Here is a 22,895-nt window from a genome sequence, read left to right on the forward strand (position 1 = left end):
GTGTGCGGGCGTGCCAGGGTCGGGCCCCGTGTGCTTCGGGGCGGGGACCCATGGCGGTGGAGTCCGGTGCCGGGGGCTATTCGCGGGGCGGGCGTGGTGCCGGTATCGGGCCTGCTGGGCTGGGTGATCGGCCTCGCTGGCGGCCGGCCCACATCCTCTTGTCCCTGCGTAGCCCCCACCGGTGCTTCAACCGGTTGTGGGTCGAGCACAGCGGCTGGATGTTCTCGACGCTGGTACGTCCGCCCTGCCACCACTCCACGATGTGATCGGCCTGCGTCCACTTCAACGGGACGTCACACCCGTGCTGCCACGCACAGGTGGTGTGTCCCACGAACGCGGCCACCTTGATCTGCGGGGTGGCGATCCGGTACTCGTGTCCCACGTCCAGCACCGCACCCGTGCGGTGCTCCACCATCAGGTGGCGCACCACGCTCTCGCCCAGCAGCTCGCGCACCGCGCTGGTGGGGACCACCCGCCCGTCCTGGGTGGTGGCCGGGTCCTGACCCACACACCCGGCCAGGGTGGTCGCGGGGATCAGGATGTTGATGAGCGCCGCCGGGGAGGAGGGCTTCTCACACTCCTGGTGGGTCTGCGCCCGCCCCACCGCGTTCATGAACCCGTCATAGTCACGCTGGGCCCGGGAGAGCCCGTCGTCGGTGTCGTGGGGGTTGGCGTAGCTCTCCAGGACCGCTTCCAACCGCAGCGCGTCAGCGGCCGATCCCCAGGCCTGGAACAGGAAGCTCCCACCGAAGGTCCGCGACAGGGTGGCGCCTCGCTGGGCGTGGGCGGCCTCGTGGTCGCGTTCGACCCGGTTCGGGTCCAGGCGGGCACCCATCTGGTGGGCGGCCCGGCCCAGACCCGCCACGGAGGTGTTGGGGCGTTCCTGTTTGAAGGCGAGCAGCCCGTGTTCCATTTTCGCGGCGAACAGAACGGGGTCGGGGTTGTCAGTGGAATTCCTTTTCTCCACCGCCCGCTCCACTCCGGCCACCACCGCTGCGGCTTCCCCGAAGGAAAGCTCACCCTCTTCCAGGGCTCGGGTGGTGTCCGGGAAAGTCCCGCGCATCGCGGTGCGCCCCACGGTCGCCATTTCGTTGGCCTGCGTGGCGCTGATGGCGAAGGAGTGTCGCATCCACGTGGCCAGGTCGCGCTGGCCACCCTCGCCGAGGAGCTGCCCGTTGGCCTCGATACGGGCCAGAGCCGTGGCCATGTGGTGCTTGATCTGGTCCAGGTGTTCCCACAGGCGGGTGGCCTGGTCGAGTACCTCACCCTCACACCCGGGCGCCAGCTCGCGGGAGAAGAAGGCGGTGGCCTCTTCCCGGGCAGCGAGCACGGCCACCTCCACCGGGGACAACCCGGTGGAAGAAGCGGGCACTGCGGGAAGGAGGTTCATAATTCCATAGTAAGCCATTCGCTCTTTCGTGGGCTATGGCCAAGTGGTCATAAAAGCCTTTCCGATGGCAAGCATGAATCGCTGATCTGTCATTGTGTATAACCCTGAAAAGGCCGCACAAGTGTGCTACATAGTCCCCGCGCTCACCCTCGCCGCCGCTTTTCGTTACGCACCTTGACCGGCCGCGACACGGTCAGCCGTTCCACACAGACCTGGGGACACCGCTTCTCTCGCTGCCGCTTTTCGTTACGTACCTTGATCGGCCGCGACACGGGCGACCGTTCGCCTCAGACCTGGGGACACCGCTCACCATCGCTGCCGCTTTTTCGTCACGCGCCTTGTCCGGCCGCGACACGGTCAACCGTTCATCGCAGACCCGAGGACATCGCTCACCCTCGCTGCCGCTTTTCGTTACGCACCTTGACCGGCCGCGACACGTGGCCCGTTCCACACCTGACCAGGAGGGAACACCCACCAGGAGTGTCAGAGGGAACCCCCGGAGCAGATCGCGCCCCGCTCGGGTGGCGCGGACCACCCGACCGGACCACCTGACCGGGGCGCGCGCCCGCCGACGAACTAGACCACGCCGAAGACGAACCCGCCGGGGGAGTCGACGTCGTCACCGAACAGGTACAGGCGGGCCGACTGCACGAACTCCTCGCGGCTCATGTCGCCGTCCCCGTCGGTGTCCACGTGCGCGAACCGCTGGAGGGCGTCCTCCTCCCGGGCGCCCAGGGCCTTGGCGTACACGAGGAACTCCTCCTGGCTGATGGTGCCGTCGGCGTCCCCGTCCAGCAGGTCGAACACGGCCTCCGCGACGGCCTCGGCCGTGTTCCACCGGCTCCGGTCCTCCGTGGCCTCCCGCATGGCGTCCACGAACTGTTCGCGGTTCAGGCGCACCTCGGCGGAGGTCCGCACCAGCGTGCCCCACAGGGACTCGTACGCCTCCTGGATCGCCACGGCCCGGGGCGCGGACGCCTCCATGCCGTAGCCGGTCAGGTACCGGTTCACGAGCCGCTGGTAGTCCGCCCAGGTCACGGCCTGGTCGCCGTCGGTGTCCAGGGTGTCGAAGAGGTCCTCGAACCTGGCGGTGATCTGCGGGTCGTTGCTCACGGGGCCTCCTGTGCGAGTGGGACGGGCCTCTCCCGCCCCTTGACTCAGAGTCCCGGTCAGCGTAGAAGGTTCCCCTGTTCACCGGGGGTGTTCCCGCGAGGATCGCTGACCGGGCCGGAGTTCGGGGTCCCGGGCACGGAACGCCCCCGCGCCGTCGTGGCGCGGGGGCGGCCGGTACGAATCCGTGCGGTCAGGAGGCCAGGACGTCCTCGATCTGGCCCATGGCCTCCTGCATGCCCTCGGCCATGCCCATGTCCAGCATCCGCTCCATCGCCTCCGTGGACGCGAAGGTGGTGCGCACGACCATGCGGACGCCGTCCCCCCGTTCGCTGATGTCCAACCGCATGGTGGCGACGGGCAGGTCGCCGGGGTCGCCCGGCGTCTCCCCGAAACCGTCCGTGATCTCCAGCGAGCGGGGCGCGCCCACCGTCTTCACCTGCCACCAACCATGGTGCTCGTCACCCTCGGGGCCGGTCATGTGGTAGGTGACCACACCTCCGGGCGTCAGGTCGTGCCGGTCCACCGTGGCCGGGTAGGTCGGCGGCCCCCACCAGCGCTCCAGCTGGCGCGGGTCCGACCACAGCTCCCACGCGCGGTCCACTGAGGTGGTCAGGTCGCAGGTGACGGCGAGTGTCAGGTTCTCGAAGTCCTTGTCAACACTGGTCACAGCCATCGGTCGATCCCTTCGTGGTGGTGCGCTCCACCACGCGCCGGGCGCCTCGGCCTCGTCGGAGCGCTCCGCCCCGGGCCCCTCCGTGCTCGGCGGGCCCGGACCGGCACCGACGGCTCCCCCTCCACCGGGCGGTGTGCTCCACCGAGCGGTGCGGAATGTCGCGGCGCGTGGTGTCCGACGGAGCGTGGAAGAGCGGTCCACGCGCTCGTCCTCGTCGGACGCACTGTCTACGACCATCGTCCGTCCGGTGCGCTCCCCGTGACAAGGAGTCGCGGGGTCAAGTCCTCTTTGTCCAGGTCCTAAGGTCGATCCTGACAAGGATGTCTAGGACAAGGACGACTGATGGACGCGCGCGCCCACATCGAGGCCCACCGGGACGAGTTCCTCTCCTCGCTCAAGGAGTGGCTGGCGATCCCCTCGATCTCCGCGGACCCCGAGCACCACGACGACGTGCGCCGCTCGGCCCGCTGGCTGGCCGACCACCTCACCGCCACCGGGTTCCCCACCGTCGAGGTCTGGGAGACCCCCGGCCTGCCCGCCGTGTACGCCGAGTGGCCCGCCGCCGACCCCGCCGCGCCGACCGTGCTCGTCTACGGCCACCACGACGTGCAGCCGGTGGACCCCCTCGACGAGTGGGAGACCGAGCCCTTCGTCCCCACCGAACGCGGCACCTCCCTGTACGCGCGCGGCGCCTCCGACGACAAGGGCCAGGTCCTCTTCCACGCCCTCGGCGTGCGCGCCGCCCTGGCCGCCTCCGGCGCGCAGGCCCCGCCGGTCACCCTCAAGTTCCTCGTCGAGGGTGAGGAGGAGTCCGGCTCCGTCCACTTCGCCGACCTCATGAAGGCCAACCGTGAGCGTCTGGACTGCGACGTCGCGGTCATCTCCGACACCACGATGTGGGCGGCGGACACCCCCTCCATGTGCGTGGGCATGCGCGGCGTCACCGACGTCGAGATCAGCCTGTACGGCCCCGAGCGCGACCTGCACAGCGGCTCCTTCGGCGGCGCCGTCCCCAACCCGCTCAAGATCATGAGCGACCTGCTCTCCGGCCTGCACGACGCCGACAACCGGGTCGCGATCCCCGGCTTCTACGAGGGCGTCGTCGAGGCCAGCGCCGAGGAGCGCGAGCTCATCGCCAGGCTGCCCTTCGACGAGGCCGAGTGGCTGGCCACCGCCGCCTCCACCGCCGCGCGCGGAGAGAAGGGGTACAGCACCCTGGAGCGCGTCTGGCTGCGGCCCACCGCCGAGATCAACGGCATGTGGGGCGGGCACACCGGCGCGGGCGGCAAGACCATCGTCCCCCGCTCCGCCCACGCCAAGATCAGCTTCCGTCTGGTCCCCGGCCAGGAGCCCCTGGAGATCCAGGACCGCGTCCGCGCGTACGTGGAGGCCGCCACCCCCGAGGGCGTCCGCGCCGAACTGGAGTTCGGCGGCCCGGGCGTGCGCGCCTGCGCCTCGGACCTGTCCTCCACCGCGCTGCGGGCCGCCCGCTCCGCCATGGGGCGCGCCTTCGGCAAGGAGGTCCTCTTCACCCGTGAGGGCGGCAGCGGACCCGAGGCCGACATCGCGGACATCCTCGACGCGCCCTTGGTGTTCGTGGCCGTGGGCCTCAACGAGGACCGGATCCACGCCCCCAACGAGAAGGTCGAGACGCCGCTCCTGCTCAAGGGCGCGGAGAGCGTCGCCTACCTGTGGGAGGAGCTCGGCGCCGCCCGGAACGCCTGAGCCCCCGCGCCCGTCTCCGTCCGCGGCCGCCGCGGCCACGCGGCGGCCGCGCGGGTTTGCCCAACGGGAGTGCGCGGACCCCCCGAAGGCGTTACACCTGGGGGAGAACCACCACGTCGGAAGGTCCCATGGAAACCGAAGCCACACCCCTGCTCGCCCGATCGACCGTCGACCCCGCCGGACACCGGCGTGGGGACGACGCCTGGCTCGCGGCCGCCTGGGCCGATCCCGGCACCCGCGTGCTCGTCCTGGAGGGCGGTGAACCGGGCAGCTACGGCTGGCACGCGCTCATGGCCAAGCAGTCCCGGGCCCTCGTCACGACCGGTGAGACCCGGGAACTGGTCCTGACCGACCCCCACCACGCGCCCCCGGGCGAGCGCTACCTCCTGGGCAGCGACGGTCACCGCGCCTACTTCGCGGTCCGCTCCCACCAGGAGCTGTCCGCCAACCCCGTCGCGGAACCTGCTTCCCTGCGCGAGGTCGGCGCGATCCTCAGCGACCACGACACCGGCCTCTTCACCAGGGCCATCGCCCTCGCCAACTGGAACGCCAGCCACGGCTTCTGCCCCCGCTGTGGTTCCCGCACACGCATCGAGAAGGCCGGGCACGTCCGCGTCTGCGAGGAGGAGGGGACCGAGCAGTTCCCCCGGATGGACCCGGCCGTGATCATGCTGGTGCACCGCGAACGCGACGGTCAGGAGGAGTGCCTGCTGGGCAACAACCCCCACTGGGACGCGAACCGCTTCTCCGTCCTGGCCGGGTTCGTCGACGCGGGCGAGTCCCTGGAACAGGCCGTGATCCGCGAGGTCGCGGAGGAGGCGGGCGTGGTCGTGGAGTCGCCGCGTTACGTGACCTCCCAGCCCTGGCCGTTCCCGCGCAGCCTCATGATGGGGTACACCGCACGCGCGGTGGGTGAGACCGAGCGCACCGACGACGAGATCGCGGAGACGCGCTGGTTCAGCCGGGCCGCCCTGGCCGAGGCCGTGCACTCCGAGGAGGTCAGCCTTCCCGGGCGGGTCTCCATCGCCCGCACGCTGATCGAGCACTGGTACGGCGCGGAGCTGCCCGGAGGCTGGTGAGCGGGGGAGGCGGAACCGTCACGGCGTCCGACGGGCGGACCGGTACCGCGGGCCGTCCGTCCCCCCGCACCGGACGCCCGCGGCCCGTACCCGCGATCCGCACCCGCGGCCCGTACCCGCGACTCGCACCCTCGGGTCCGCGCCCTCGGACCCCGATCCGGGGGACCCGCGCGACCGCACTCACCCGGAGCCGTTCAACCGGTCCCCGTCAGCTCGTCCGGAAGGACGGTCAGCGGACTCGTACTGCTGTCCACCACGTCCTGCGCCAGGTCGGCGACCTTCCTGCCACGTGACCTCGCCGACGAACGCAGTCTCTCGAACGCCTCGCGCGGCGGCATCGTGTGCCGCTCGGCGAGCACGCCGATGGCCTGCTCCACCACGACCCGCGAGTGCAGCGCGTGCTCCAGCTGCGTGATCGTGTGCCGCAGCCGCTCCACCTCGGTGGCCCCCTCCGGGGCCCGACCGGGCGCCTGCGTGCGGGGACGCCCGGTCCCCGCCTCGGAGGTGAGGAGATCCGCCAGGACCATGGCGCTGACCAGGTCAGGCGCATCGTGCCCGTGCTGTTCGGTACCCACGCGCCACCCGTTCGGGGTGCGCCGCACCACTTCGACGGTCACCGTGTCGGTGACCGCCACGTCATGAGGCCTCATATCGTCCCCCAACTCAACACTCCCCGTCATCGTCCGCGCTACGGTGCCGGCCTCGCCGCCGTAGGGAACTCGGGGGTGTCCGCCCCCTGGGGGAGGGGGTCCCGCCGCGCGGGCCGCACCAGGGCGGCCCGCGCCGTTCGTCCTCAGGACAGCTCGGCCAACTTCTTCTTCACCTGAGCGAGGGACGGGTTGGTCATCGCGGTCTCGTCGCTGAAGACCACCGTCGGGACCGTCTGGTTCCCGTTGTTGACCTTCATGACGTACTCCGCGGCCTCCGGATTCTCCTCGATGTTCACCTCGCGCACCGCGATGCCCTCACGGGAGAGCTGGCTCTTGAGGCGCCTGCAGTACCCGCACCAGGGGGTGCTGTACATCGTGAATCGTTCGGTGCCCGTACTCGTCATCTCGCTCACGTCTTCCTGGTCGACGGTCATGTTCGGGGATCAGTACCCCCATTCCAACACCAAGGGGGTCCCGCCACTTCCCATGACCGATCGACACAACGTGGGACGCCTCACAGGGCCTCCTGGTTCTGGAATGTGTCACCCGGACTGTTCGCGCAGCTCCGGAGAGCGTCGCCGCCGACACCCGGGAGCCCGGCCCATCCGCTCCCGGTGACGACCGATACTTGAGAGACTGTGCGCCCACGGCGAGTCAGCCGCCCCGGCGGACGCAGCCTCCCCAACCAGATTCAGGAGCACCATGGACCCCGACCGCGTCCTGGAGGGACTGGACCCGGAACAGACCGAGGCGGCGCGCGCACTGCGCGGCCCCGTGTGCATCCTCGCCGGTGCCGGAACGGGGAAGACCAGGGCCGTCACCCACCGGATCGCGCACGCCGTGGCCAGCGGGGTCGTCTCCGAACAGCAGATCCTGGCGGTCACCTTCACCGCCCGCGCCGCCGGGGAGATGCGCGGTCGGCTCCGCTCCCTGGGCGCCCCCCGGGTCCAGGCCCGCACCTTCCACGCGGCCGCCCTGCGTCAGCTCGGGTTCTTCTGGCCGCAGGTGATCGGCGGGGAGAAGCCCAAGCTCATCGAGAGCAAGCTCTCCGTGGTGGCACGCGCCGCCAACTCGGTGGGCCAGCAGCCGGACCGGCTCGGACTGCGCGACCTCGCCAGCGAGATCGAGTGGGCCAAGGTCACCCAGGTGCGGCCCAGCGACTACGACAAGGCCGTGGCCAAGTCCGGACGGCAGGCCCCCATGAACGCCGGCGAGGTCGCCCGGGTCTTCGAGGCCTACGAGGAGCTGTGCCGCGAGCACAACCTCCTCGACTTCGAGTCCATGCTGGAACTCACCGCCGGGATGATCACCGAGTACCCGGCCATCGCCCAGCGGGTCCGCGACCAGTACCGGTACTTCGTCGTGGACGAGTTCCAGGATGTCAACCCCCTCCAGAAACTCCTCCTGGACGCCTGGCTGGGTGACCGCGACGACCTGTGCGTGGTGGGCGACCCGAGCCAGACCATCTACTCGTTCGCCGGGGCCACCCCCAGCTACCTCACCGGGTTCGCCAACCGGTACCCGCACGCCACCGTCGTCCGGCTGGTCCGCGACTACCGCTCCACGCCCCAGGTGGTCCGGGTGGCCAACCACGTCATCGCGCAGGCCAGGGACACCACGTCCGCCAACCACCTCACCCTCCAGGCACAGCGCCCCGAGGGGCCGGACCCCCTGTACCAGGAGTACGACGACGAGCCCGCCGAGGCGACCGGGGTCGCCCGCAAGATCAGCGTCCTGCTGGAGGACGGCACCCCGGCCAGCCAGATCGCGGTGCTCGTACGCACCAACTCGCAGTCGGCCTCCTACGAGCAGGCGCTGGCGGACGAGGGCGTCCCGTTCACCGTGCGCGGCACCACCCGCTTCTTCGAGCGCCCCGAGATCAAACAGGCCGTGCACACCCTGCGCGGGGCCCGGCACGCCGCCGCCGACGAGGTGGCCGAACCCCTGGTCGCGACGGTGCGCGGCCTGCTCGCCCAGATGGGCCTCACCGACAGCGCGCCCGAGGGCCGCCAGGCCCGGGAGCGCTGGGAGTCGCTGTCCGCGCTCGCCCAGCTGGCGGAGGACATGGCGGCCACACCGGGACCCGACGGACGCGCCGCCACCATGGGCACGTTCGTCGAGGAGCTGGAGACGCGCATGGCCACCGAACACGCTCCCGGGTTCGAGGGCGTGACCATCGCCTCCCTGCACTCCGCCAAGGGCCTGGAGTGGGACGCGGTCTTCCTCGTGGGCCTCACCGAGGGCATGATCCCGATCATCTACGCGGAGACCGACGAACAGGTGGAGGAGGAGCGCCGACTCTTCTACGTGGGGGTCACCCGCGCCCGCGAGCACCTGGCCATGTCCTGGTCCCTGTCGCGCTCCCCGGGCGGCCGCAAGTCCCGCAAGCCCTCCCGTTTCCTCGACGGCCTGCGCCCGGCCTCGCCCTCCACCGCCAACCGCCGCGACCGCCGGAAGGGAGGGACGGCGCGCTGCCGGGTCTGCTCGAACGTGCTCTCCGACGCCACCGAACGCAAGCTGGGCCGGTGCGTGGACTGCCCCTCCACCTACGACGAGGCCCTCCTGGAGCGGTTGCGTGACTGGCGCAAACGCACCTGCCAGGAGCAGAAGGTGCCCGCCTACGTGATCTTCACCGACGCCACCCTCCAGGCGATCGCGGAGCAGGAACCCTCCAGCGTCTCCCAGCTCACGGCTGTGTCCGGAGTGGGTCCCGCCAAACTCGACCGCTACGGTGAGGCGGTGCTCGCGCTGGTCGCGGGGAGGGAACCGGCGGGGGAGGCCGGGGACGGAGAGGACGAGGATGAGTGAACACGACGCCGAACTCAGGGGCCAGTCGCTGGCCGATCTGCTGAGGGTCCTGGACCTGGAGCGGATCGAGGTCAACATCTTCCGGGGGATCAGCCCGGCGGAGGGACCGCAGCGGGTCTTCGGAGGACTGGTCGCCGGGCAGGCGCTCGTGGCCGCGGGCCGGACCGTGCCCGCCGAACGGTACGTGCACTCCCTGCACGCCTACTTCATACGGCCCGGCGACCCCACCGTGCCGATCGTCTACGAGGTGGACCGGGTCCGCGACGGGCGCTCGTTCACCACCCGCCGGGTCGTGGCCGTCCAGCACGGCAAGGCGATATTCACGCTCTCCGCCTCCTTCCACAAGGAGGAGCCGGGCCTGGACCACCAGATCCCGATGCCGGACGTCCCGCCGCCGGAGGACCTGCTCAGCACGCGTGAGCGGCTGCGCGAGGCGTTCGGGAAGGTGCCCAACTTCGTGCAGTGGCACCCCATCGAGATGCGTCCCGTGGGCGCGATGTCGTTCGAGGCCGAGCGCGACCCCGACCTGCGCACGGCGACCAACCCGGTGTGGTTCAAGGTGGACGGCGAGCTGCCGGACGACCGCCTCACCCAGGTGTGCCTCATGACCTACGCCTCGGACATGACGCTGCTGGACACCGTGCTGCTCCGGCACGGGAGGTCGTTCGCGGGGATCGCCATGGCCAGCCTCGACCACGCGATGTGGTTCCACCGGCCGTTCCGCGCCGACGAGTGGCTGCTGTACGCGCAGGAGTCCCCGACCGCCCAGGGCGCCCGGGGCCTGGCGCGCGGCCTGGTCTACACGCGCGACGGCCACCTCGTCTGCTCCGTGGTGCAGGAGGGCATGATCCGCGTCGTGGACGCGGAGGGCTGGGCCTAGACGGAGGCGGTTCACGGGGCTCGGGGGCAACGCTTCCGGGCCCTTCGTCATTCCCGGCGACCTCTGGCCGGATGCGGACGTTTTCCCAGGTCAAAAATAGGTTGCCGATCTTTGTGGGCGGCCCGTAGTGTGTACACGTCGAACCAACCGCTCTCGGTACAGGTGCGAGACCCTGTACCCGACTTTGAAGGAGGTGCCCGATCAAATGACCACCACGGAGATGAACTCGATGACCACGTTGTCCCTCGCTGCCGAGGCCGCTTGGCGTCCGTTCCCGACAGGAGTCGTGTCGGGCATCGGCCTGAGCGGTAGCACCATCGGCGGTCGTCCGAGCGCCCAGAACGGCATCCAGTCCCTCGGCATGGTCCAGCTCATTGGATCCGGCCTGGCTTTCCAGGGGACCGGTGTGTCCGAGTCCGGCGTCATCGGCGAGCCGCGCCACGAGTCCGAGCCTGCCCTTGATCGCGGCAAGTTCACCGTTGGCGTCAACGAGGCATCGCACGAAACCCCGCGCTATGGCGCATCGGGAGAGTGTCCACGGAAGATTCCGGCCTAGAGCAGCACAGGCCGAGATCCTCGACCGTGGCCGCGGACCCCGACACAGGGGCCGCGGCTTTCTTTGTATCTCCGTTCGTTCTCCGTCCCCCAGGGACGCGGGAGCAGGCGGCGGCATCGCAAGTCCAGGTCCCTCACCGGATTCGTTCCGGTGACCGAACACCGACCGCGTTGTACGAACGATCAAAGATCTTGGAGGGCACCGATGCTCGCGTCGGTCCTGGAAACGCCCCAGTTGGGCGAGGTCGAAATCCCCTGCCGTAGGGAGCCGGACCTGTTCTTCGCGGAGTCGCCCGCGGAGGTCGAGGCGGCCAAGGCGATCTGTGGTTCCTGCCCCATTCGGGAGCAGTGCCTGGCGGACGCGCTCGAGCGGCGTGAGCCGTGGGGCGTCTGGGGCGGGCAGCTGCTCGTCTCCGGCCAGGTGGTGGCGCGCAAGCGCCCCCGTGGCCGTCCCCGCAAGAACCCCGCGCCCGTCGCGGCCTGAACACCCCAAGCACCCACGAACCCGAAGGACTCGAAACGATGATGCAGGAACTCATGCGGATGGTGGAGCGCACCGACGAGGAGCCCCGCGACCGTCAGATCAGACGACTCGGCGCCCGGCAGTTGCGCGCCCGGCAGCGCGAGGAGCGTCGTGCGGAGCAGGCGATCATGGAAATCGCGTGGTCAAGGCTATGTTGACGCGGACTGACGAGTGAGTGAACGAACGAGACCGAAGGGCGCCTGGAGCGCGCCGTTCGGTCTCGTTTGTGTAACCAAAACCAGCAGGAGGTCCCGGAGCCGGTCCACGTGTGTCCTGTCTCACCAGCTCCGAAGGCCCCTGGTCAGAGGGGAATCCGTGTCGGGGGCCCGAATCCGCCCCCGAACGCCCGGGTCGGACACGGCGCGAAAGAAATCACATATCCGGACAACTCACACCTGTTCGAGAAGGCCCACCTCGGATACCGTAAACACTGTGCCCTCGAACACCAAAGTCGAGGTACGACGCAGTCCTCGTCGCCGCCGCACCGTGTCGGCCTACAGGGACGGGGACACCACGGTCGTCCTCGTGCCCGCGACGTTCTCCCGCGCAGAGGAAAAGCGCTGGGTGGACCAGATGCTGCAAAAGCTCCGGGCCCGGGAGGGCCGCAGACACCCCGGTGACCGCGAGCTCCAGGAGCGCGCCGTCGAGCTGGCCGAACGCTACCTGGACGGCACCCACCTCCCGGACAGCGTCCGCTGGGTCGACAACCAGAACTCCCGCTGGGGTTCCTGCACGCCGGACACCCGCACCATCCGCATCTCCCGTCGCGTCGCGGGGATGCCCTCGTGGGTGGTGGACTACGTCCTCGTCCACGAACTCGCCCACCTGCGTATCCCGCACCACGGCCGCGACTTCTGGGACCTGGTCCGGCGCTACCCCAAGGCCGACCGCGCCCGCGGCTACCTGGAGGGGTTCAGCGCCGGCAGCCGCTCCGACCACGACGACGAGGACCCGGACGAGGTCCTCGAAGCCGATGAGGTCGCCTTCGAGGAGTAGGGGCTACTTGCCGTAGTGGTATCGGCAGGCGACGACGCGGATCTCGTCCTCGTGCAGGCGGTAGACGAGACGGTGCTCGTCGGTGATGCGGCGCGACCAGTAGCCGTGGAACCCGTGGCGCAGGGGTTCGGGTTTCCCCATGCCCTCGTTGCCGTTCCGGTCGATGTCCTTGATGAGGGCGTTGATGCGTTTCAGGACCTTGCGATCCTGGCCCTGCCACCAGACGTAGTCCTCCCAGGCGTTCTCCGCCCAGACGAGCTTCATTCGGCCAGGCCCCGCTCTATTCCGTGCCCGGACTCCACCTGCTCGATGGCGTCGATCAGGCGGCGGGCGTTCTCGGGGCTGCGGAGGAGGTAGGCGGTCTCTCTGAGTGACTCGTACTCGGACAGGGCCATCATCACGACCGGCTCGTGTCCGGCTCTGGTGATGATGACCTCCTCACGGTCGTTGACGACCGCGTCCATGGTGGCCGCGTAGTGGGCACGGGACTCGGAGTAGGTGATCGTCTTGGTCACGGTTCCTCCTGGGCGCCAGAGCGAAGATCTCACTTTAATGTACAGGAAGTTGTACATCGGCGGCGCGGGCGCGCCCTCAGCCGCCGGGAGCGTCGAGCTCGCGTTCGGCGGCCCTGACGTCCGCGGCGACACGGGCCAGCACCACGGCGCTCACCACGAGCAGCACCCCGAACACGGCGGCGTAGTAGGTGGTGGTCCCGCCCCACTCGCCGGAGACGGCGGCACGGCCCAGGACCGCGACCAGCAGGATCCCCATGAACCCGCAGACGCCCTGCCCCAGCCGCAGCGAGCGCCGCTTCTGCTCCACCCGGGCGCGGGCCACCTCCTGCGGACCGACCAGCCCGGCGCGTTCGTCGGCCAGCAGCCGTTCGGCCGCCTTGCGGACCCGTTTGGCCAGCAGCACCAGGACCAGCCCGCCCAGCATGCCGACCACGGTGATCAGGGACACGGCGAACGCCTCACAGGGGGCCGGTGGTTCATGGTCATCCGTTCCGTCGGGCCGTGGGGGACGCACACCACGAGAGGCCCGGCCGGATCTCCTCCGGCGGGCCTCTCGTGGTTCAGTTCGCGGCGGTGGCCCGCCGGTGCGCGTGGACGGCGGCGTCCACCAGGGCCCGGACGGAGTCGTCACTGGGCTCGGGGAGGGACCCCACCGGGAACCAGTCCAGTCCCGCGGACTCGTCCGGGTCCCGGACCAGCACGGCGTCGGCCGGAGCCACCGCGGCGTACTGCACGTCCAGGTGGAGACTGCCCCCGCCGCACGGCACCGCGTGGCGGTCCAGCCGCACCGGCTCCGGAAGCAGGGCCAGATCCCGGATCCCGGACTCCTCGGTGGCCTCCCGCAGCGCCGCGCCGCCCAGGGTGGTGTCCTCGGTCTCGCAGTGGCCGCCGGTCTGCAACCACATCCGGTGGACCCGGTGCAGCACCAGGGCCACACGGGAACCGTCGGCGGAGACGATCGCGGCGCTCGCGGTCAGGTGCCCGGGCAGGCAGGTACGCCACATGGCGTCACCATGGGCGTCCAGGTGGTCCAGGTAGGAGCGGCGCAGCTCCTCCTGGCCGGTGTCGGGCGCGGTCCACGCGTCCAGCACCGCCCGCGCGTCGGCGTGCAGAGTCACCTACTTGCCGTCCTCGTCCTCGTCGTCGCCGGGCCGGGGCCGCTCGGAGCCGTCCGGGTCGGTCAGCGACGAGATGTCGAAGTCCGTGCCCTCGAACTCGCCGCGCCCGTGCACGAAGGCGTCCGGGTCGTCCAGGTCGTCGGCGGTGGGCATGAGGTCCGGGTGCTGCCACACGGCGTCCCGGCCCTCCACGCCACGCGCCTCCTCCAGGGCCGTCCACAGGGCTCCGGCCTCGCGCAGACGGCGCGGACGCAGCTCCAGGCCGACCAGGGCGGCGAAGGTGTGCTCGGCGGGCCCACCGGTGGCGCGGCGGCGCCGGGTGGTCTCCGCGAGCGCACCCGACTGCGGCAGGCGCTCGGACACGGCCGACGACACCACGGTCGCCACCCAGCCCTCGATCAGGGCGAGAGTGGTCTCCAGCCGCTTGAGCGCGGCCTTCTGCTGGGGGGTGTCCTCCGGCTGGAGCAGCCCCTCGGCGCCCAGCCCGCCGGACATGGCCTCCTGGAGCGCCTCCGGGTTCGAGAGGTCGATCCCGCCGAGCTTGTCCTCCAGGCCGCTGACGTCGAACGACATCCCGGCCGCGTACTCCTCGACCAGCCGGGACACGTGGGAACGCAGCCACGGCACGTGCGAGTACAGGCGGTGCACGGCCGCCTCACGGGCGGCGAGGTACAGGCGCACCTCGTCCTCGGGGATCTCCAGGCCCTCACTGAAGCGGGCCACCCCCGAGGGAAGCAGGGCGGCGTTGCCCTCACCGGCCAGCGGCAGGCCGATGTCGGTGGTTCCGATCACTTCCTGGGCCAGCTCACCGATGGCCTGACCGGCCTGCTGGCCGACCATCATGCCGCCCATCTGCTGGATCATCCCCAGCAGCGGACCTGCCATGGAAGCCATCTCCTCGGGGAGGTTCTGCCCCATGGCCTGGACCGTCTTGGCGGTCAGTGGGTCGCACAGCTGCGCCCACGAGTCCATCGTCTTCTCGATCCACTCCGACCTGCTCCAGGCCTGGGCGGTCTGGAGCCCCGAGGGGAGGTCGGTAGCCTGGTCGAGCCACAGGTCGGCGAGGCGCAGCGCCTCCTCGATCCGGGCGTAGTCGGCGGGCGGCACGCTCGGGTCCCCCTTCTGGGAGACCGCGTGCCGCGCGATGTTCTTGGCCATGTCCCAGTTGATGCCGGACGTCGGGGACGTCTGACCGGCCTCCGGCGCACCGGGGGCGGGCTGGGACGACATCATGTCCGCGAACTGGCGGAGCATGTTGGCCATCTGTTGCGGGTCGCCGAACGGGAATCCGTCCGGTGTTCCGGGGTTCCCCCCGCCCGGGCCGCCGCTGCCGGCACCCGAGCCGGAGTCGCCTGAACGGCGTCCGGACTCGTCATCGGGATCGTTCGGCATGCTGAAACCGAAAGGCAGGTCGCTCACAATCAGACCTCAGGCAGGATTAGGTTTGGTCTCCACTGTCACGTTAGCTGGGAGTCGCCCGGAGTGAATACCGAAAGCAGCCAGGTTCGCCCACAGCACAGCCCCTCGGATCGGGCGGGCATGGTGGTGGCGGTCACCGGTGCCGCCTCCGGAGTGGGCCGACTCCTCGTGCAACGCCTGGCCGCCCCAGAAGGTTCCGTCTCGGCGCGTGAGGTCGTGGCGATCGACGACGAGTTCGCCGACCTGCGCGGGGTGACCTGGCGCATCGCGGACGTCCAGGACCCGGGGCTGGTCTCCCGGCTGCACGGGATCGACGTGCTCGTGCACACCGCCGACGACCGTTCCCTGGAGACCAGGCCGTCGGCGCGCCGGGCGCACAACATCCGGGCCGCGCAGACCGTCCTGACGGCGGCGGCCGCCGCCGGAGTGCCGCGCGTCCTCCTCATCACCAGCACGATGGTCTACGGCGCCGCCCCCGACAACCCCGTGCCGCTGCCCGAGAACGCCACCCGCGTCTCGGACAACAGCGAGGGCCTCATGGGCGACTTCGCAGAGGTCGAGGAGTTGGCCGAGCGCGCCCGCCGGGCCCACCCGGGCCTGAGCGTCACCGTGGTGCGCCCCGCCCCGCTCGTCGGCCCCGAACTGGACACCCTCCTCAGCCGCCACTTCTCCGCGCCCCGCCTCCTCACCGTCAAGGGTCACGAACAGCACTGGCAGTTCTGCCACGAGGACGACCTCGCCTCCGCGCTCGCCTTCTGCGCCCTGCACGAGGTGACCGGGACCGACGGGGTGGTCGCCGTGGCCAGCGAGGGATCGCTCACCCAGGGGGAGGTGGAGGAGATCGCGGGGATGAAGCACTTCGAGGTGCCCGCCAACCTCGCCTTCGGTGCCGTCCGCCGCCTGCACCAGGCCCGCATCACCCCGGCCGCGGCCGGAGAGATCAAGTTCCTCGTCTACCCCTGCGTGGTGGACGGCGTCTCCCTGCGCCAGGCCGGGTGGAAGCCCGCCCACGACAACGAGTCGGCGCTGGCCGCCCTGCTGAAGTCCAAGACCGGCAAGCACGCCATCGCCGGGCGCAGCCTCGGCCGCAAGGAGGTCACCATCACGGCCGCCGGAGCGGCCGGAGCGGCGGCCGCGGCCATCGGAACGGCCGCCGCCATCCGCCACCTGCGCAAGCGAGGGAAGTCCTGATCCGTGCCGCTTGATACGGTTCTCCGGTGGATCAGATCACTCTCGCGGCCGTACGCGACACGCCCCTGTCCGTCGACGAGGTCCTGGCGGCGGTGGCCGACCCCAGGGCTGGCGGCACGGCCGTCTTCATCGGGACCGTGCGCGACCACGACCACGGACGCGACGTCGCCGCCCTCTCGTACTCGGCCCACCCGACCGTCGAGGCGCAGCTGCGCGTCGTCATGGAGAAGGTGCTGAGCGACACCACCGCCCCCGACCGCCCGGTCGTGCGGATGGCCGCCACGCACCGCGTCGGGGACCTGGAGATCGGTGACCTCGCCGTGGTCGTCGCGGCCTCCGCGGCCCACCGCGAGGAGGCCTTCGCGGCCTGTCGCAGACTCATCGACGACCTCAAGGCCCAGGTGCCCATCTGGAAGAACCAGGCCTTCGAGGACGGCGGGACGGAGTGGGTCGGCTCGCCCTGAGTCCTCCCGTCCAGGTCCCGAAGGGCTCTAAGGTGTCAGCATGGTTCGTCGTGTCATGACCCTTGTCGCCGCTCTCGTCCTGCTTGCCGGGCTCGGGTACGGCAGTCTCCACCTGCCCATGCCCTACCTCGTCGCGGCCCCGGGCGTCACTGTGGACACCCTGGGACAGCAGGAGGACGGAGCGCCCGTCATCGGTGTCGAGGGCGCCGAGAACTACGAGCACGACGGATCGCTGTCGATGGTGACCGTCCAGTACGCGGGCGGACCCGACCACCGGCTCAACCTCTTCACACTGGTGACCGCCTGGCTCTCACCGAGCCAGGCCGTCCTGCCGGAGGAACTGCTGTTCCCGGCCGGACGCTCCCAGGAGGAGGTCACCGAACGGCAGACCGTCCAGATGAACGACTCGCAGACCGACGCCACCGCCGCCGCCCTCAACCAGCTCAACATCGACTACGAGGCGATCCCGCTGGTCGCGGACACCGTCGCGGACATGCCCGCCGACGGCGTCGTCGAGCCCGGCGACCGCATCATCGAGGTGGACGGCGAGAAGGTACCCACCCACACCACCGGAGCCGACACCGAGGAACTCGTCGGCAGCTCCTACGTGGTCGAGCGGGTCGGTGACCGCGAGCCCGGCGAACCGGTCGCGCTCGTCCTGGACCGCGACGGCGAGGAGGTCGAGGTCGACATGGACACCGTCGCCGGGGAGGAGGGCAACGCCGCCGTGGGCGTCCTCATCGCGGACGACATGGACTTCCCCGTCGACGTCTCCATCTCCGTGGGCGAGATCGGCGGTCCCAGCGCGGGCATGATGTTCTCCCTGGGCATCATCGACCGCCTCAGCGAGGAGGGCGTCACCGGCGGCGCCAGGATCGCCGGTTCCGGCACCATCACCTCCGACGGCCAGGTCGGCGGGGTCAGCGGCATCCCGCAGAAGATGGTGAGCGCCAAGCGCGACGGCGCGGAGTACTTCTTCGTCGCCGCCGACAGCTGCTCCCAGATCTCCCAGTCCGCCGCCTACGGAGAGCTCGACGTCGTCCGTGTCGAGACCCTCACCGACGCCATGGACGCCCTGGAGGTCATTCGCGGGGGAGAGGGCGAACTGCCGCGCTGTGAATAGTGGTGTTTCTTGGCACCTCCGCTTCGCTTCGGTGCGTGTTCGGGCGCCCTGAGAGCCAGGGATTCTTCATCCTCGTCTACGCCTGGCTCGTTCCTCGCTGGCGGCTTGACTCCTCTTGCAGAACCCTGGCGGCGCCCGAACGAAAGCACCCCCCTGGTGGTGACGGGACTCGGGTGGGGCTCAGGGGGCTGTGGCCGGGACCCAGGGCGGGTCACACAGCTGGGGACGAGGTGTTCTCACACCCCTGTTGAGGGGCTGGACATGAGAGGACCCCCGGGCCGTGTGGTCCGGGGGTCCTTCGTACGGGTGGGGTCAGCTCTCCTTCGTGGGGAGCTCCTCGTCCAGGTCGAGGGTGAGGGCGAGCGCGGAGGTCAGGGCCGGGATCAGGTCCGGACCGTTGAGCACCTCGGACTCGCTGTCGTGGCTGCGCATCCGCATGGCGCAGTGCCGCGAACCGTCCCGCAGCACGCCCGCGACCATGCGGATCTCCTCGGTCTCCTTGCCGGAGGCGGAGGGGTCCTCACCGGCGGCCAGGGTCTCGTCCGACCCCTTCACCACCAGGCGCTCCATGACCAGCGCGCACCCGGCCACGCCCTCGGGCCACAGGATGCGCCCCAGCGCCTCCTCCAACGGCACGTCCGGGGACAGCGCCTCCTGCTCGACCGGGGTCAGCTCGTCCGGGTCGGCCGGGGAGGCGATCCCCAGCATGCTCGCCAGAGCGGGCTCCGCCGCCAGCAGCTCCGAGGTGGGGACCAGGGCGTACAGGCCCAACGGGCGGTCCCACCCCTGTTCGGCGGCGTGGCGTTCCAGGTCCATGACTGCTTCGCGAATGTTCGACACGTTTCCATGGTCCCCGATGTGGGAACCTCGCCGGGCCCGTTCGGCGGCAGTAGGGTCGCAAGGTGCCCTCCGGATGCGACTCCGATACACCAACGATGCAGCCTTGTCACCGGGTGGAGGGTGATTTCGGGAACCTGACGGCCACCGATTAAGTTTTCAGTAATGAAGGCGCCACACGCGCAACCAACGCACCTACCAAGCCAGAACGAGGGGGAGGCGTGAGCTTCCGATCGCCCGGCGCACCACCTGCGCGTATGCCTCGCCGATCAAGGTTGCTCGCGCCAGTCGCGGCGACCGTGGTCGTCATCATCGCGGCGTTGATGTTCGCCGCGAACTTCTGGACCGACTACAAGTGGTTCAGCTCCATCGGCTACACCTCGGTCTTCCTGACCGAGCTGTGGACACGGGTCCTGCTCTTCGCCGTAGCGGCACTCGTGATGGCCGTCATCGTCGGCGCGAGCATCTTCTTCGCCTACCGGGCCCGGCCCGGTATCAGACCGATGAGTCTGGAACAGCAGGGCCTGGACCGCTACCGGCAGTCCATCGACCCGCACCGCAAGCTCTTCTTCTGGATCGCCGTCGGCGCCCTGGCGCTGCTGGCCGGCGCGGCCGCCAGCGGTGACTGGCGCAGCTACCTCCAGTTCGTCAACGGTGTCGACTTCGGGGTGAACGACCCCGAGTTCGGCATGGACATCGCGTTCTTCGCGTTCACCTACCCGTTCCTGCGCATCCTGCTCGGCTACCTGTACGCGGCCGTCATCCTGGCGTTCATCGCCGCGGTGATCGTGCACTACCTGTACGGCGGGGTCCGCCTCCAGAACGACTCCGGGCAGCGCGCCACCCCCGCCGCCCGCGTGCACCTGTCGGTGCTGCTGGGTCTGTTCGTGCTCCTGCGCGCGGGCTCCTACTGGCTGGACCGCTACGGGCTGGTGTTCTCCGACCGGGGCTACACCTTCGGTGCCTCCTACACGGACGTGAACGCGGTCAAGACCGCCCTGACCATCCTCACCGTCATCTCGGTGATCTGCGCGGTCCTGTTCTTCGCCAACATCGTCTTCAAGAACACGATGATCCCGGTGGCCTCCCTCGGGCTGCTGGTCCTCTCCGGCGTGGTCGTCGGCGTGGCCTACCCCGAGATCGTCCAGCGCTTCCAGGTCAGCCCGAACGAGCAGCGCCTGGAGAGCCCGTACATCGAGCGCAACATCGAGAGCACGCGCGAGGCGTACGGGATCGCGAACGCCGAGGTGGAGACCTACGACGCCACCACGGAGCTCACGCCGCAGGAGCTGGCGGCCGAGGCCGACACCATCCCCAGCGTGCGACTGGCCGACCCGGCCGTGGTCTCGCAGACCTTCCAGCAGATGCAGCAGGTCCGAGGCTTCTACCAGTTCCCGGACGTGCTGGAGGTCGACCGCTACCCGGACGCCGACGGCAACCTGATCGACACGATCGTCGCGGTTCGTGAACTCGACGGTCCGCCCGCCGACCAGGACAACTGGCTCAACCGGCACCTGATCTACACCCACGGCTTCGGCATGGTCGCCGCCGCTGGCAACCTGATCGACGACGAGGGCCGCCCGGTCTTCACCGAGTACAACATCCCGCCGCGCGGTGAGCTGAGCGAGGTCGCGGGCGAGTACGAGCCGAGGATCTACTACGGCCGCGAGGGCGCCGACTACGTCATCGTCCAGGCGGAGGAGGAGTACGACTACCCGGTCGACCCCGCCGCCGACGAGCCCGACGTCCCCACCCTGGAGGACGCGGTCGACGCCAGCCCGAGCCCGGACGAGGCGCGCGCGCCCTCCGACGGCCAGGAGGGCGGCGAGGAGGCCCCGGCTGAGGACGCCGAGGCCACCGAGGAGGGCGCCGAGGAGGACCCCGCTGGGGGTTCGCAGGCCTACAACCGTTACGACGGTGACGGCGGCGTCCCGCTGAACAACTTCTTCGACCGCATCCTGTACGCGATCAAGTACCAGGAAACGAGCATCCTGCTCAACAGCGCCATCACCAGCGACTCGCGCATCCTCTACGAGCGCGACCCGCTGGACCGCGTGGAGAAGGTCGCGCCCTTCCTCACCGTCGACAGCCGCCCCTACCCGGCGGTGGTCGACGGCAAGGTCGTGTGGATCGTGGACGGGTACACCACCTCGGACGGCTACCCGTACGCCAACCGGGTCGACTTCACCCAGGCGGTGACCGACACCTTCACCGACGGTTCGGCGCAGCAGGTCGGCGCGCTGCCCGGCAACGAGGTCAACTACATCCGGAACTCGGTGAAGGCCACCGTCGACGCCTACGACGGCAGCGTCACCCTGTACGGCTGGGACGAGGAGGACCCCGTCCTGAAGACCTGGGAGGGCGCCTTCCCGGGCACCGTGGTGGACAGGGACGAGATGAGCGACGAGCTCATCCAGCACCTGCGCTACCCGGACGACCTGTTCAAGGTGCAGCGCGAGATCATGCGCGAGTACCACGTGACGGACGCGGCGTCCTACTACGGTGGTCAGGACTTCTGGTCGGTTCCCAACGACCCGACCCGGGAGGGCGAGGTCTCCGAGCCGCCCTACCGCCAGACCATCAACTTCCCCGGTTCCGACGAGCCCAGCTTCTCGCTGACCACCACGTTCGTTCCGAACAACCGTGAGAACCTGGCCGCGTTCATGGCCGTGGACAGCAACCCGGCGTCGGACGAGTACGGCAAGCTCAAGCTGCTGGAACTGCCCCGGAGCACGGTGATCTTCGGTCCAGGCCAGGTGCAGAACGCGTTCGACTCGGACGCCGACGTGCGTGAGGTCCTGCTCCCGCTGGAGCAGTCCAACGCCGAGGTGACCCGGGGCAACCTGCTGACCCTGCCGTTCGCCGGCGGTCTGCTCTACGTGGAGCCCCTCTACGTGCAGGCCGGTGGCGGCGGAGCGGCGTCCTTCCCGCTGCTCCAGCAGGTCATGGTCGGCTTCGGTGAGGAGGTCGCCATCGGCAGCAACCTCCAGGACGCCCTGAACAACCTGTTCGAGGGCGGCGAGGGTCCGCTGCCCGACCCGGACGCGGAGGCGGGCACCCCCGAGGAGGAGACCTCGGAGGGCGGCTCGGGCGGAGGCGACCCGAGTGACCTCACCGAGGCCCTCAACGAGGCCGTCGAGGCCTGGGAGGAGGCCCAGGAGTCGAACGACGAGGCCAACGAGCGCCTGCGTGAGGCTCTTGAGGCCCTGGAGGAGGCCGCGGGCGACTAGTCCGTAGCCGCCGGCTCCCAGGGGCGCCGCGTACGACGGGGCGGGACCTTCCGGGTCCCGCCCCGTTCGCGTTGCCGCTTTCGTGTCGGAGCCCGGGAGGCGGGGCGGTTGAAGGCCCGCGCGCAGGTCGATTTGGCTTTGTCGCCGGGGCGCGCTAATCTGAAGACACAACGACGCGGGGTGGAGCAGTTCGGTAGCTCGCTGGGCTCATAACCCAGAGGTCGCAGGTTCAAATCCTGTCCCCGCTACCAAGATCGGACCCGGGAGAAATCCCGGGTCCGGTGCTTTTCTCGGACTTCTGTTTCGACGGTTGATTCGGGAGGCGCATATTGGCGGCTCTTTCGGCCCCATGTGCGTGCGCGGCGAGAATGCCGGTGCGGACCGTGAGGAAAGCCTGGTAGAGTAGCCAACAGGGCCGGTCGGGAAGCTGACCGGACCAACGGGTGGATCTCCGGATCGGGTTCAGTTTCACGAAGAGCCGATTTGCCACCTGGGGCCAAGGGCCCTAAAATAGGGATCACAACGACGCGGGGTGGAGCAGTTCGGTAGCTCGCTGGGCTCATAACCCAGAGGTCGCAGGTTCAAATCCTGTCCCCGCTACCAAGA

General features: G+C 69.9%; 23 protein-coding genes and 2 tRNA genes. 14 read left to right on the forward strand and 11 right to left on the reverse strand.

Features of this window, described 5'->3' with window-relative positions; genetic code table 11:
- Positions 1-76: 76 nt before the first annotated feature.
- The 3 genes from ACRWK8_RS23045 to ACRWK8_RS23055 form a co-directional block, all read right to left on the reverse strand.
- Positions 77-1,390: an HNH endonuclease signature motif containing protein gene (locus tag ACRWK8_RS23045; protein WP_431872840.1), complete on the reverse strand. Its 1,314-nt coding sequence runs from the start codon at positions 1,388-1,390 to the stop codon at positions 77-79.
- A gap of 576 nt (positions 1,391-1,966) precedes the next feature.
- Positions 1,967-2,503 carry an EF-hand domain-containing protein gene (locus ACRWK8_RS23050; RefSeq protein ID WP_378747963.1) on the reverse strand — a complete coding sequence of 179 codons (537 nt, stop codon included), beginning with the start codon at positions 2,501-2,503 and terminating at the stop codon, positions 1,967-1,969.
- A 190-nt stretch (positions 2,504-2,693) separates the two neighbouring features.
- On the reverse strand, positions 2,694-3,176 hold the full coding sequence (locus tag ACRWK8_RS23055; RefSeq protein WP_378747967.1) for an SRPBCC family protein: 483 nt from the start codon (positions 3,174-3,176) through the stop codon (positions 2,694-2,696).
- Between the two features lie 342 nt (positions 3,177-3,518).
- Between ACRWK8_RS23055 and ACRWK8_RS23060 the strand changes: the two genes are divergently transcribed.
- Both ACRWK8_RS23060 and nudC read left to right on the forward strand, forming a co-directional pair.
- Positions 3,519-4,901 carry a dipeptidase gene (locus tag ACRWK8_RS23060; protein WP_431872843.1) on the forward strand — a complete coding sequence of 461 codons (1,383 nt, stop codon included), beginning with the start codon at positions 3,519-3,521 and terminating at the stop codon, positions 4,899-4,901.
- Between the two features lie 128 nt (positions 4,902-5,029).
- Positions 5,030-5,980, forward strand: coding sequence for an NAD(+) diphosphatase (gene nudC, locus ACRWK8_RS23065; protein ID WP_378747979.1), 951 nt, complete (start codon positions 5,030-5,032; stop codon positions 5,978-5,980).
- Between the two features lie 194 nt (positions 5,981-6,174).
- On the opposite strand, the gene ACRWK8_RS23070 is transcribed toward nudC, so the two are convergent.
- Both ACRWK8_RS23070 and ACRWK8_RS23075 read right to left on the reverse strand, forming a co-directional pair.
- Entirely contained in the window at positions 6,175-6,630 is a 456-nt protein-coding gene (locus ACRWK8_RS23070) for an ANTAR domain-containing response regulator (protein ID WP_378747982.1), read from the reverse strand.
- A gap of 143 nt (positions 6,631-6,773) precedes the next feature.
- Positions 6,774-7,034 (reverse strand): mycoredoxin, encoded by a 261-nt coding sequence (locus ACRWK8_RS23075; RefSeq protein ID WP_431872859.1) that lies wholly within the window; start codon positions 7,032-7,034, stop codon positions 6,774-6,776.
- A gap of 298 nt (positions 7,035-7,332) precedes the next feature.
- On the opposite strand from ACRWK8_RS23075, the gene ACRWK8_RS23080 reads away from it, so the two are divergent.
- The 6 genes from ACRWK8_RS23080 (at position 7,333) to ACRWK8_RS23105 (ending at position 12,392) form a co-directional block, all read left to right on the forward strand.
- Positions 7,333-9,438, forward strand: a complete 2,106-nt coding sequence (locus tag ACRWK8_RS23080) for an ATP-dependent DNA helicase UvrD2 (RefSeq protein ID WP_431872846.1) — start codon at positions 7,333-7,335, stop codon at positions 9,436-9,438.
- Positions 9,431-10,318, forward strand: a complete 888-nt coding sequence (tesB, locus tag ACRWK8_RS23085) for an acyl-CoA thioesterase II (RefSeq protein WP_378748005.1) — start codon at positions 9,431-9,433, stop codon at positions 10,316-10,318. Before ACRWK8_RS23080 ends, tesB begins: the two co-directional genes overlap by 8 nt.
- Positions 10,319-10,523: 205 nt before the next feature.
- Positions 10,524-10,874, forward strand: a complete 351-nt coding sequence (locus ACRWK8_RS23090; protein ID WP_378748009.1) for a hypothetical protein — start codon at positions 10,524-10,526, stop codon at positions 10,872-10,874.
- A gap of 204 nt (positions 10,875-11,078) precedes the next feature.
- Positions 11,079-11,357 carry a WhiB family transcriptional regulator gene (locus ACRWK8_RS23095; protein ID WP_378748014.1) on the forward strand — a complete coding sequence of 93 codons (279 nt, stop codon included), beginning with the start codon at positions 11,079-11,081 and terminating at the stop codon, positions 11,355-11,357.
- A 38-nt stretch (positions 11,358-11,395) separates the two neighbouring features.
- Entirely contained in the window at positions 11,396-11,554 is a 159-nt protein-coding gene (locus ACRWK8_RS23100) for a hypothetical protein (RefSeq protein WP_378748017.1), read from the forward strand.
- A 274-nt stretch (positions 11,555-11,828) separates the two neighbouring features.
- Entirely contained in the window at positions 11,829-12,392 is a 564-nt protein-coding gene (locus tag ACRWK8_RS23105) for a M48 metallopeptidase family protein (protein WP_378748024.1), read from the forward strand.
- Positions 12,393-12,395: 3 nt separating this feature from the next.
- Here ACRWK8_RS23105 and ACRWK8_RS23110 read toward each other — a convergent pair whose 3' ends face one another.
- From ACRWK8_RS23110 to ACRWK8_RS23130, 5 genes are all read right to left on the reverse strand, one after another.
- The gene (locus ACRWK8_RS23110) at positions 12,396-12,656 is read right to left on the reverse strand and encodes a Txe/YoeB family addiction module toxin (protein WP_431872849.1); all 261 of its coding nucleotides are present in this window, start codon (positions 12,654-12,656) and stop codon (positions 12,396-12,398) included.
- Complete coding sequence (locus tag ACRWK8_RS23115; RefSeq protein WP_431872851.1) at positions 12,653-12,907, reverse strand: type II toxin-antitoxin system Phd/YefM family antitoxin; 255 nt, start codon at positions 12,905-12,907, stop codon at positions 12,653-12,655. Before ACRWK8_RS23115 ends, ACRWK8_RS23110 begins: the two co-directional genes overlap by 4 nt.
- Before the next feature lie 76 nt (positions 12,908-12,983).
- Positions 12,984-13,355 (reverse strand): hypothetical protein, encoded by a 372-nt coding sequence (locus ACRWK8_RS23120; RefSeq protein WP_378748027.1) that lies wholly within the window; start codon positions 13,353-13,355, stop codon positions 12,984-12,986.
- Positions 13,356-13,467: 112 nt separating this feature from the next.
- Positions 13,468-14,025 carry an NUDIX hydrolase gene (locus ACRWK8_RS23125; protein ID WP_431872854.1) on the reverse strand — a complete coding sequence of 186 codons (558 nt, stop codon included), beginning with the start codon at positions 14,023-14,025 and terminating at the stop codon, positions 13,468-13,470.
- Positions 14,026-15,444 (reverse strand): zinc-dependent metalloprotease, encoded by a 1,419-nt coding sequence (locus ACRWK8_RS23130; protein WP_378748035.1) that lies wholly within the window; start codon positions 15,442-15,444, stop codon positions 14,026-14,028.
- Positions 15,445-15,567: 123 nt separating this feature from the next.
- Between ACRWK8_RS23130 and ACRWK8_RS23135 the strand changes: the two genes are divergently transcribed.
- Genes ACRWK8_RS23135 through ACRWK8_RS23145 form a run of 3 tightly spaced genes read left to right on the forward strand, consistent with a single transcriptional unit; the run spans position 15,568 to position 18,222 of the window.
- Positions 15,568-16,635, forward strand: coding sequence for an NAD-dependent epimerase/dehydratase family protein (locus ACRWK8_RS23135; RefSeq protein WP_378748065.1), 1,068 nt, complete (start codon positions 15,568-15,570; stop codon positions 16,633-16,635).
- A 26-nt stretch (positions 16,636-16,661) separates the two neighbouring features.
- Positions 16,662-17,099, forward strand: coding sequence for a molybdenum cofactor biosynthesis protein MoaE (locus ACRWK8_RS23140; protein ID WP_378748042.1), 438 nt, complete (start codon positions 16,662-16,664; stop codon positions 17,097-17,099).
- A gap of 55 nt (positions 17,100-17,154) precedes the next feature.
- Entirely contained in the window at positions 17,155-18,222 is a 1,068-nt protein-coding gene (locus ACRWK8_RS23145; RefSeq protein WP_378748066.1) for a YlbL family protein, read from the forward strand.
- A gap of 312 nt (positions 18,223-18,534) precedes the next feature.
- On the opposite strand, the gene ACRWK8_RS23150 is transcribed toward ACRWK8_RS23145, so the two are convergent.
- Positions 18,535-19,062 (reverse strand): PPA1309 family protein, encoded by a 528-nt coding sequence (locus ACRWK8_RS23150; protein ID WP_378748048.1) that lies wholly within the window; start codon positions 19,060-19,062, stop codon positions 18,535-18,537.
- 296 nt (positions 19,063-19,358) lie between these two features.
- On the opposite strand from ACRWK8_RS23150, the gene ACRWK8_RS23155 reads away from it, so the two are divergent.
- The 3 genes from ACRWK8_RS23155 (at position 19,359) to ACRWK8_RS23165 (ending at position 22,892) form a co-directional block, all read left to right on the forward strand.
- Positions 19,359-22,289 (forward strand): UPF0182 family membrane protein, encoded by a 2,931-nt coding sequence (locus ACRWK8_RS23155; RefSeq protein WP_378748069.1) that lies wholly within the window; start codon positions 19,359-19,361, stop codon positions 22,287-22,289.
- A 174-nt stretch (positions 22,290-22,463) separates the two neighbouring features.
- A tRNA-Met gene (locus ACRWK8_RS23160) sits at positions 22,464-22,540 on the forward strand.
- Between the two features lie 275 nt (positions 22,541-22,815).
- A tRNA-Met gene (locus ACRWK8_RS23165) sits at positions 22,816-22,892 on the forward strand.
- Positions 22,893-22,895: the final 3 nt, after the last annotated feature.

The sequence above is a fragment of the Nocardiopsis eucommiae genome, assembly GCF_965344335.1.
Classification (GTDB): Bacteria; Actinomycetota; Actinomycetes; order Streptosporangiales; family Streptosporangiaceae; genus Nocardiopsis; species Nocardiopsis eucommiae.

Coding starts and splice junctions, on each gene's coding strand:
- ACRWK8_RS23045 (WP_431872840.1), bottom strand. CDS start 1,390: ATGAACCTCCTTCCCGCAGTGCCCGCTTCTTCCACCGGGTTGTCCCCG.
- ACRWK8_RS23055 (WP_378747967.1), bottom strand. CDS start 3,176: ATGGCTGTGACCAGTGTTGACAAGGACTTCGAGAACCTGACACTCGCC.
- ACRWK8_RS23060 (WP_431872843.1), top strand. CDS start 3,519: ATGGACGCGCGCGCCCACATCGAGGCCCACCGGGACGAGTTCCTCTCC.
- nudC (WP_378747979.1), top strand. CDS start 5,030: ATGGAAACCGAAGCCACACCCCTGCTCGCCCGATCGACCGTCGACCCC.
- ACRWK8_RS23070 (WP_378747982.1), bottom strand. CDS start 6,630: ATGAGGCCTCATGACGTGGCGGTCACCGACACGGTGACCGTCGAAGTG.
- ACRWK8_RS23075 (WP_431872859.1), bottom strand. CDS start 7,034: ATGACGAGTACGGGCACCGAACGATTCACGATGTACAGCACCCCCTGG.
- ACRWK8_RS23080 (WP_431872846.1), top strand. CDS start 7,333: ATGGACCCCGACCGCGTCCTGGAGGGACTGGACCCGGAACAGACCGAG.
- tesB (WP_378748005.1), top strand. CDS start 9,431: ATGAGTGAACACGACGCCGAACTCAGGGGCCAGTCGCTGGCCGATCTG.
- ACRWK8_RS23090 (WP_378748009.1), top strand. CDS start 10,524: ATGACCACCACGGAGATGAACTCGATGACCACGTTGTCCCTCGCTGCC.
- ACRWK8_RS23095 (WP_378748014.1), top strand. CDS start 11,079: ATGCTCGCGTCGGTCCTGGAAACGCCCCAGTTGGGCGAGGTCGAAATC.
- ACRWK8_RS23100 (WP_378748017.1), top strand. CDS start 11,396: ATGATGCAGGAACTCATGCGGATGGTGGAGCGCACCGACGAGGAGCCC.
- ACRWK8_RS23110 (WP_431872849.1), bottom strand. CDS start 12,656: ATGAAGCTCGTCTGGGCGGAGAACGCCTGGGAGGACTACGTCTGGTGG.
- ACRWK8_RS23145 (WP_378748066.1), top strand. CDS start 17,155: ATGACCCTTGTCGCCGCTCTCGTCCTGCTTGCCGGGCTCGGGTACGGC.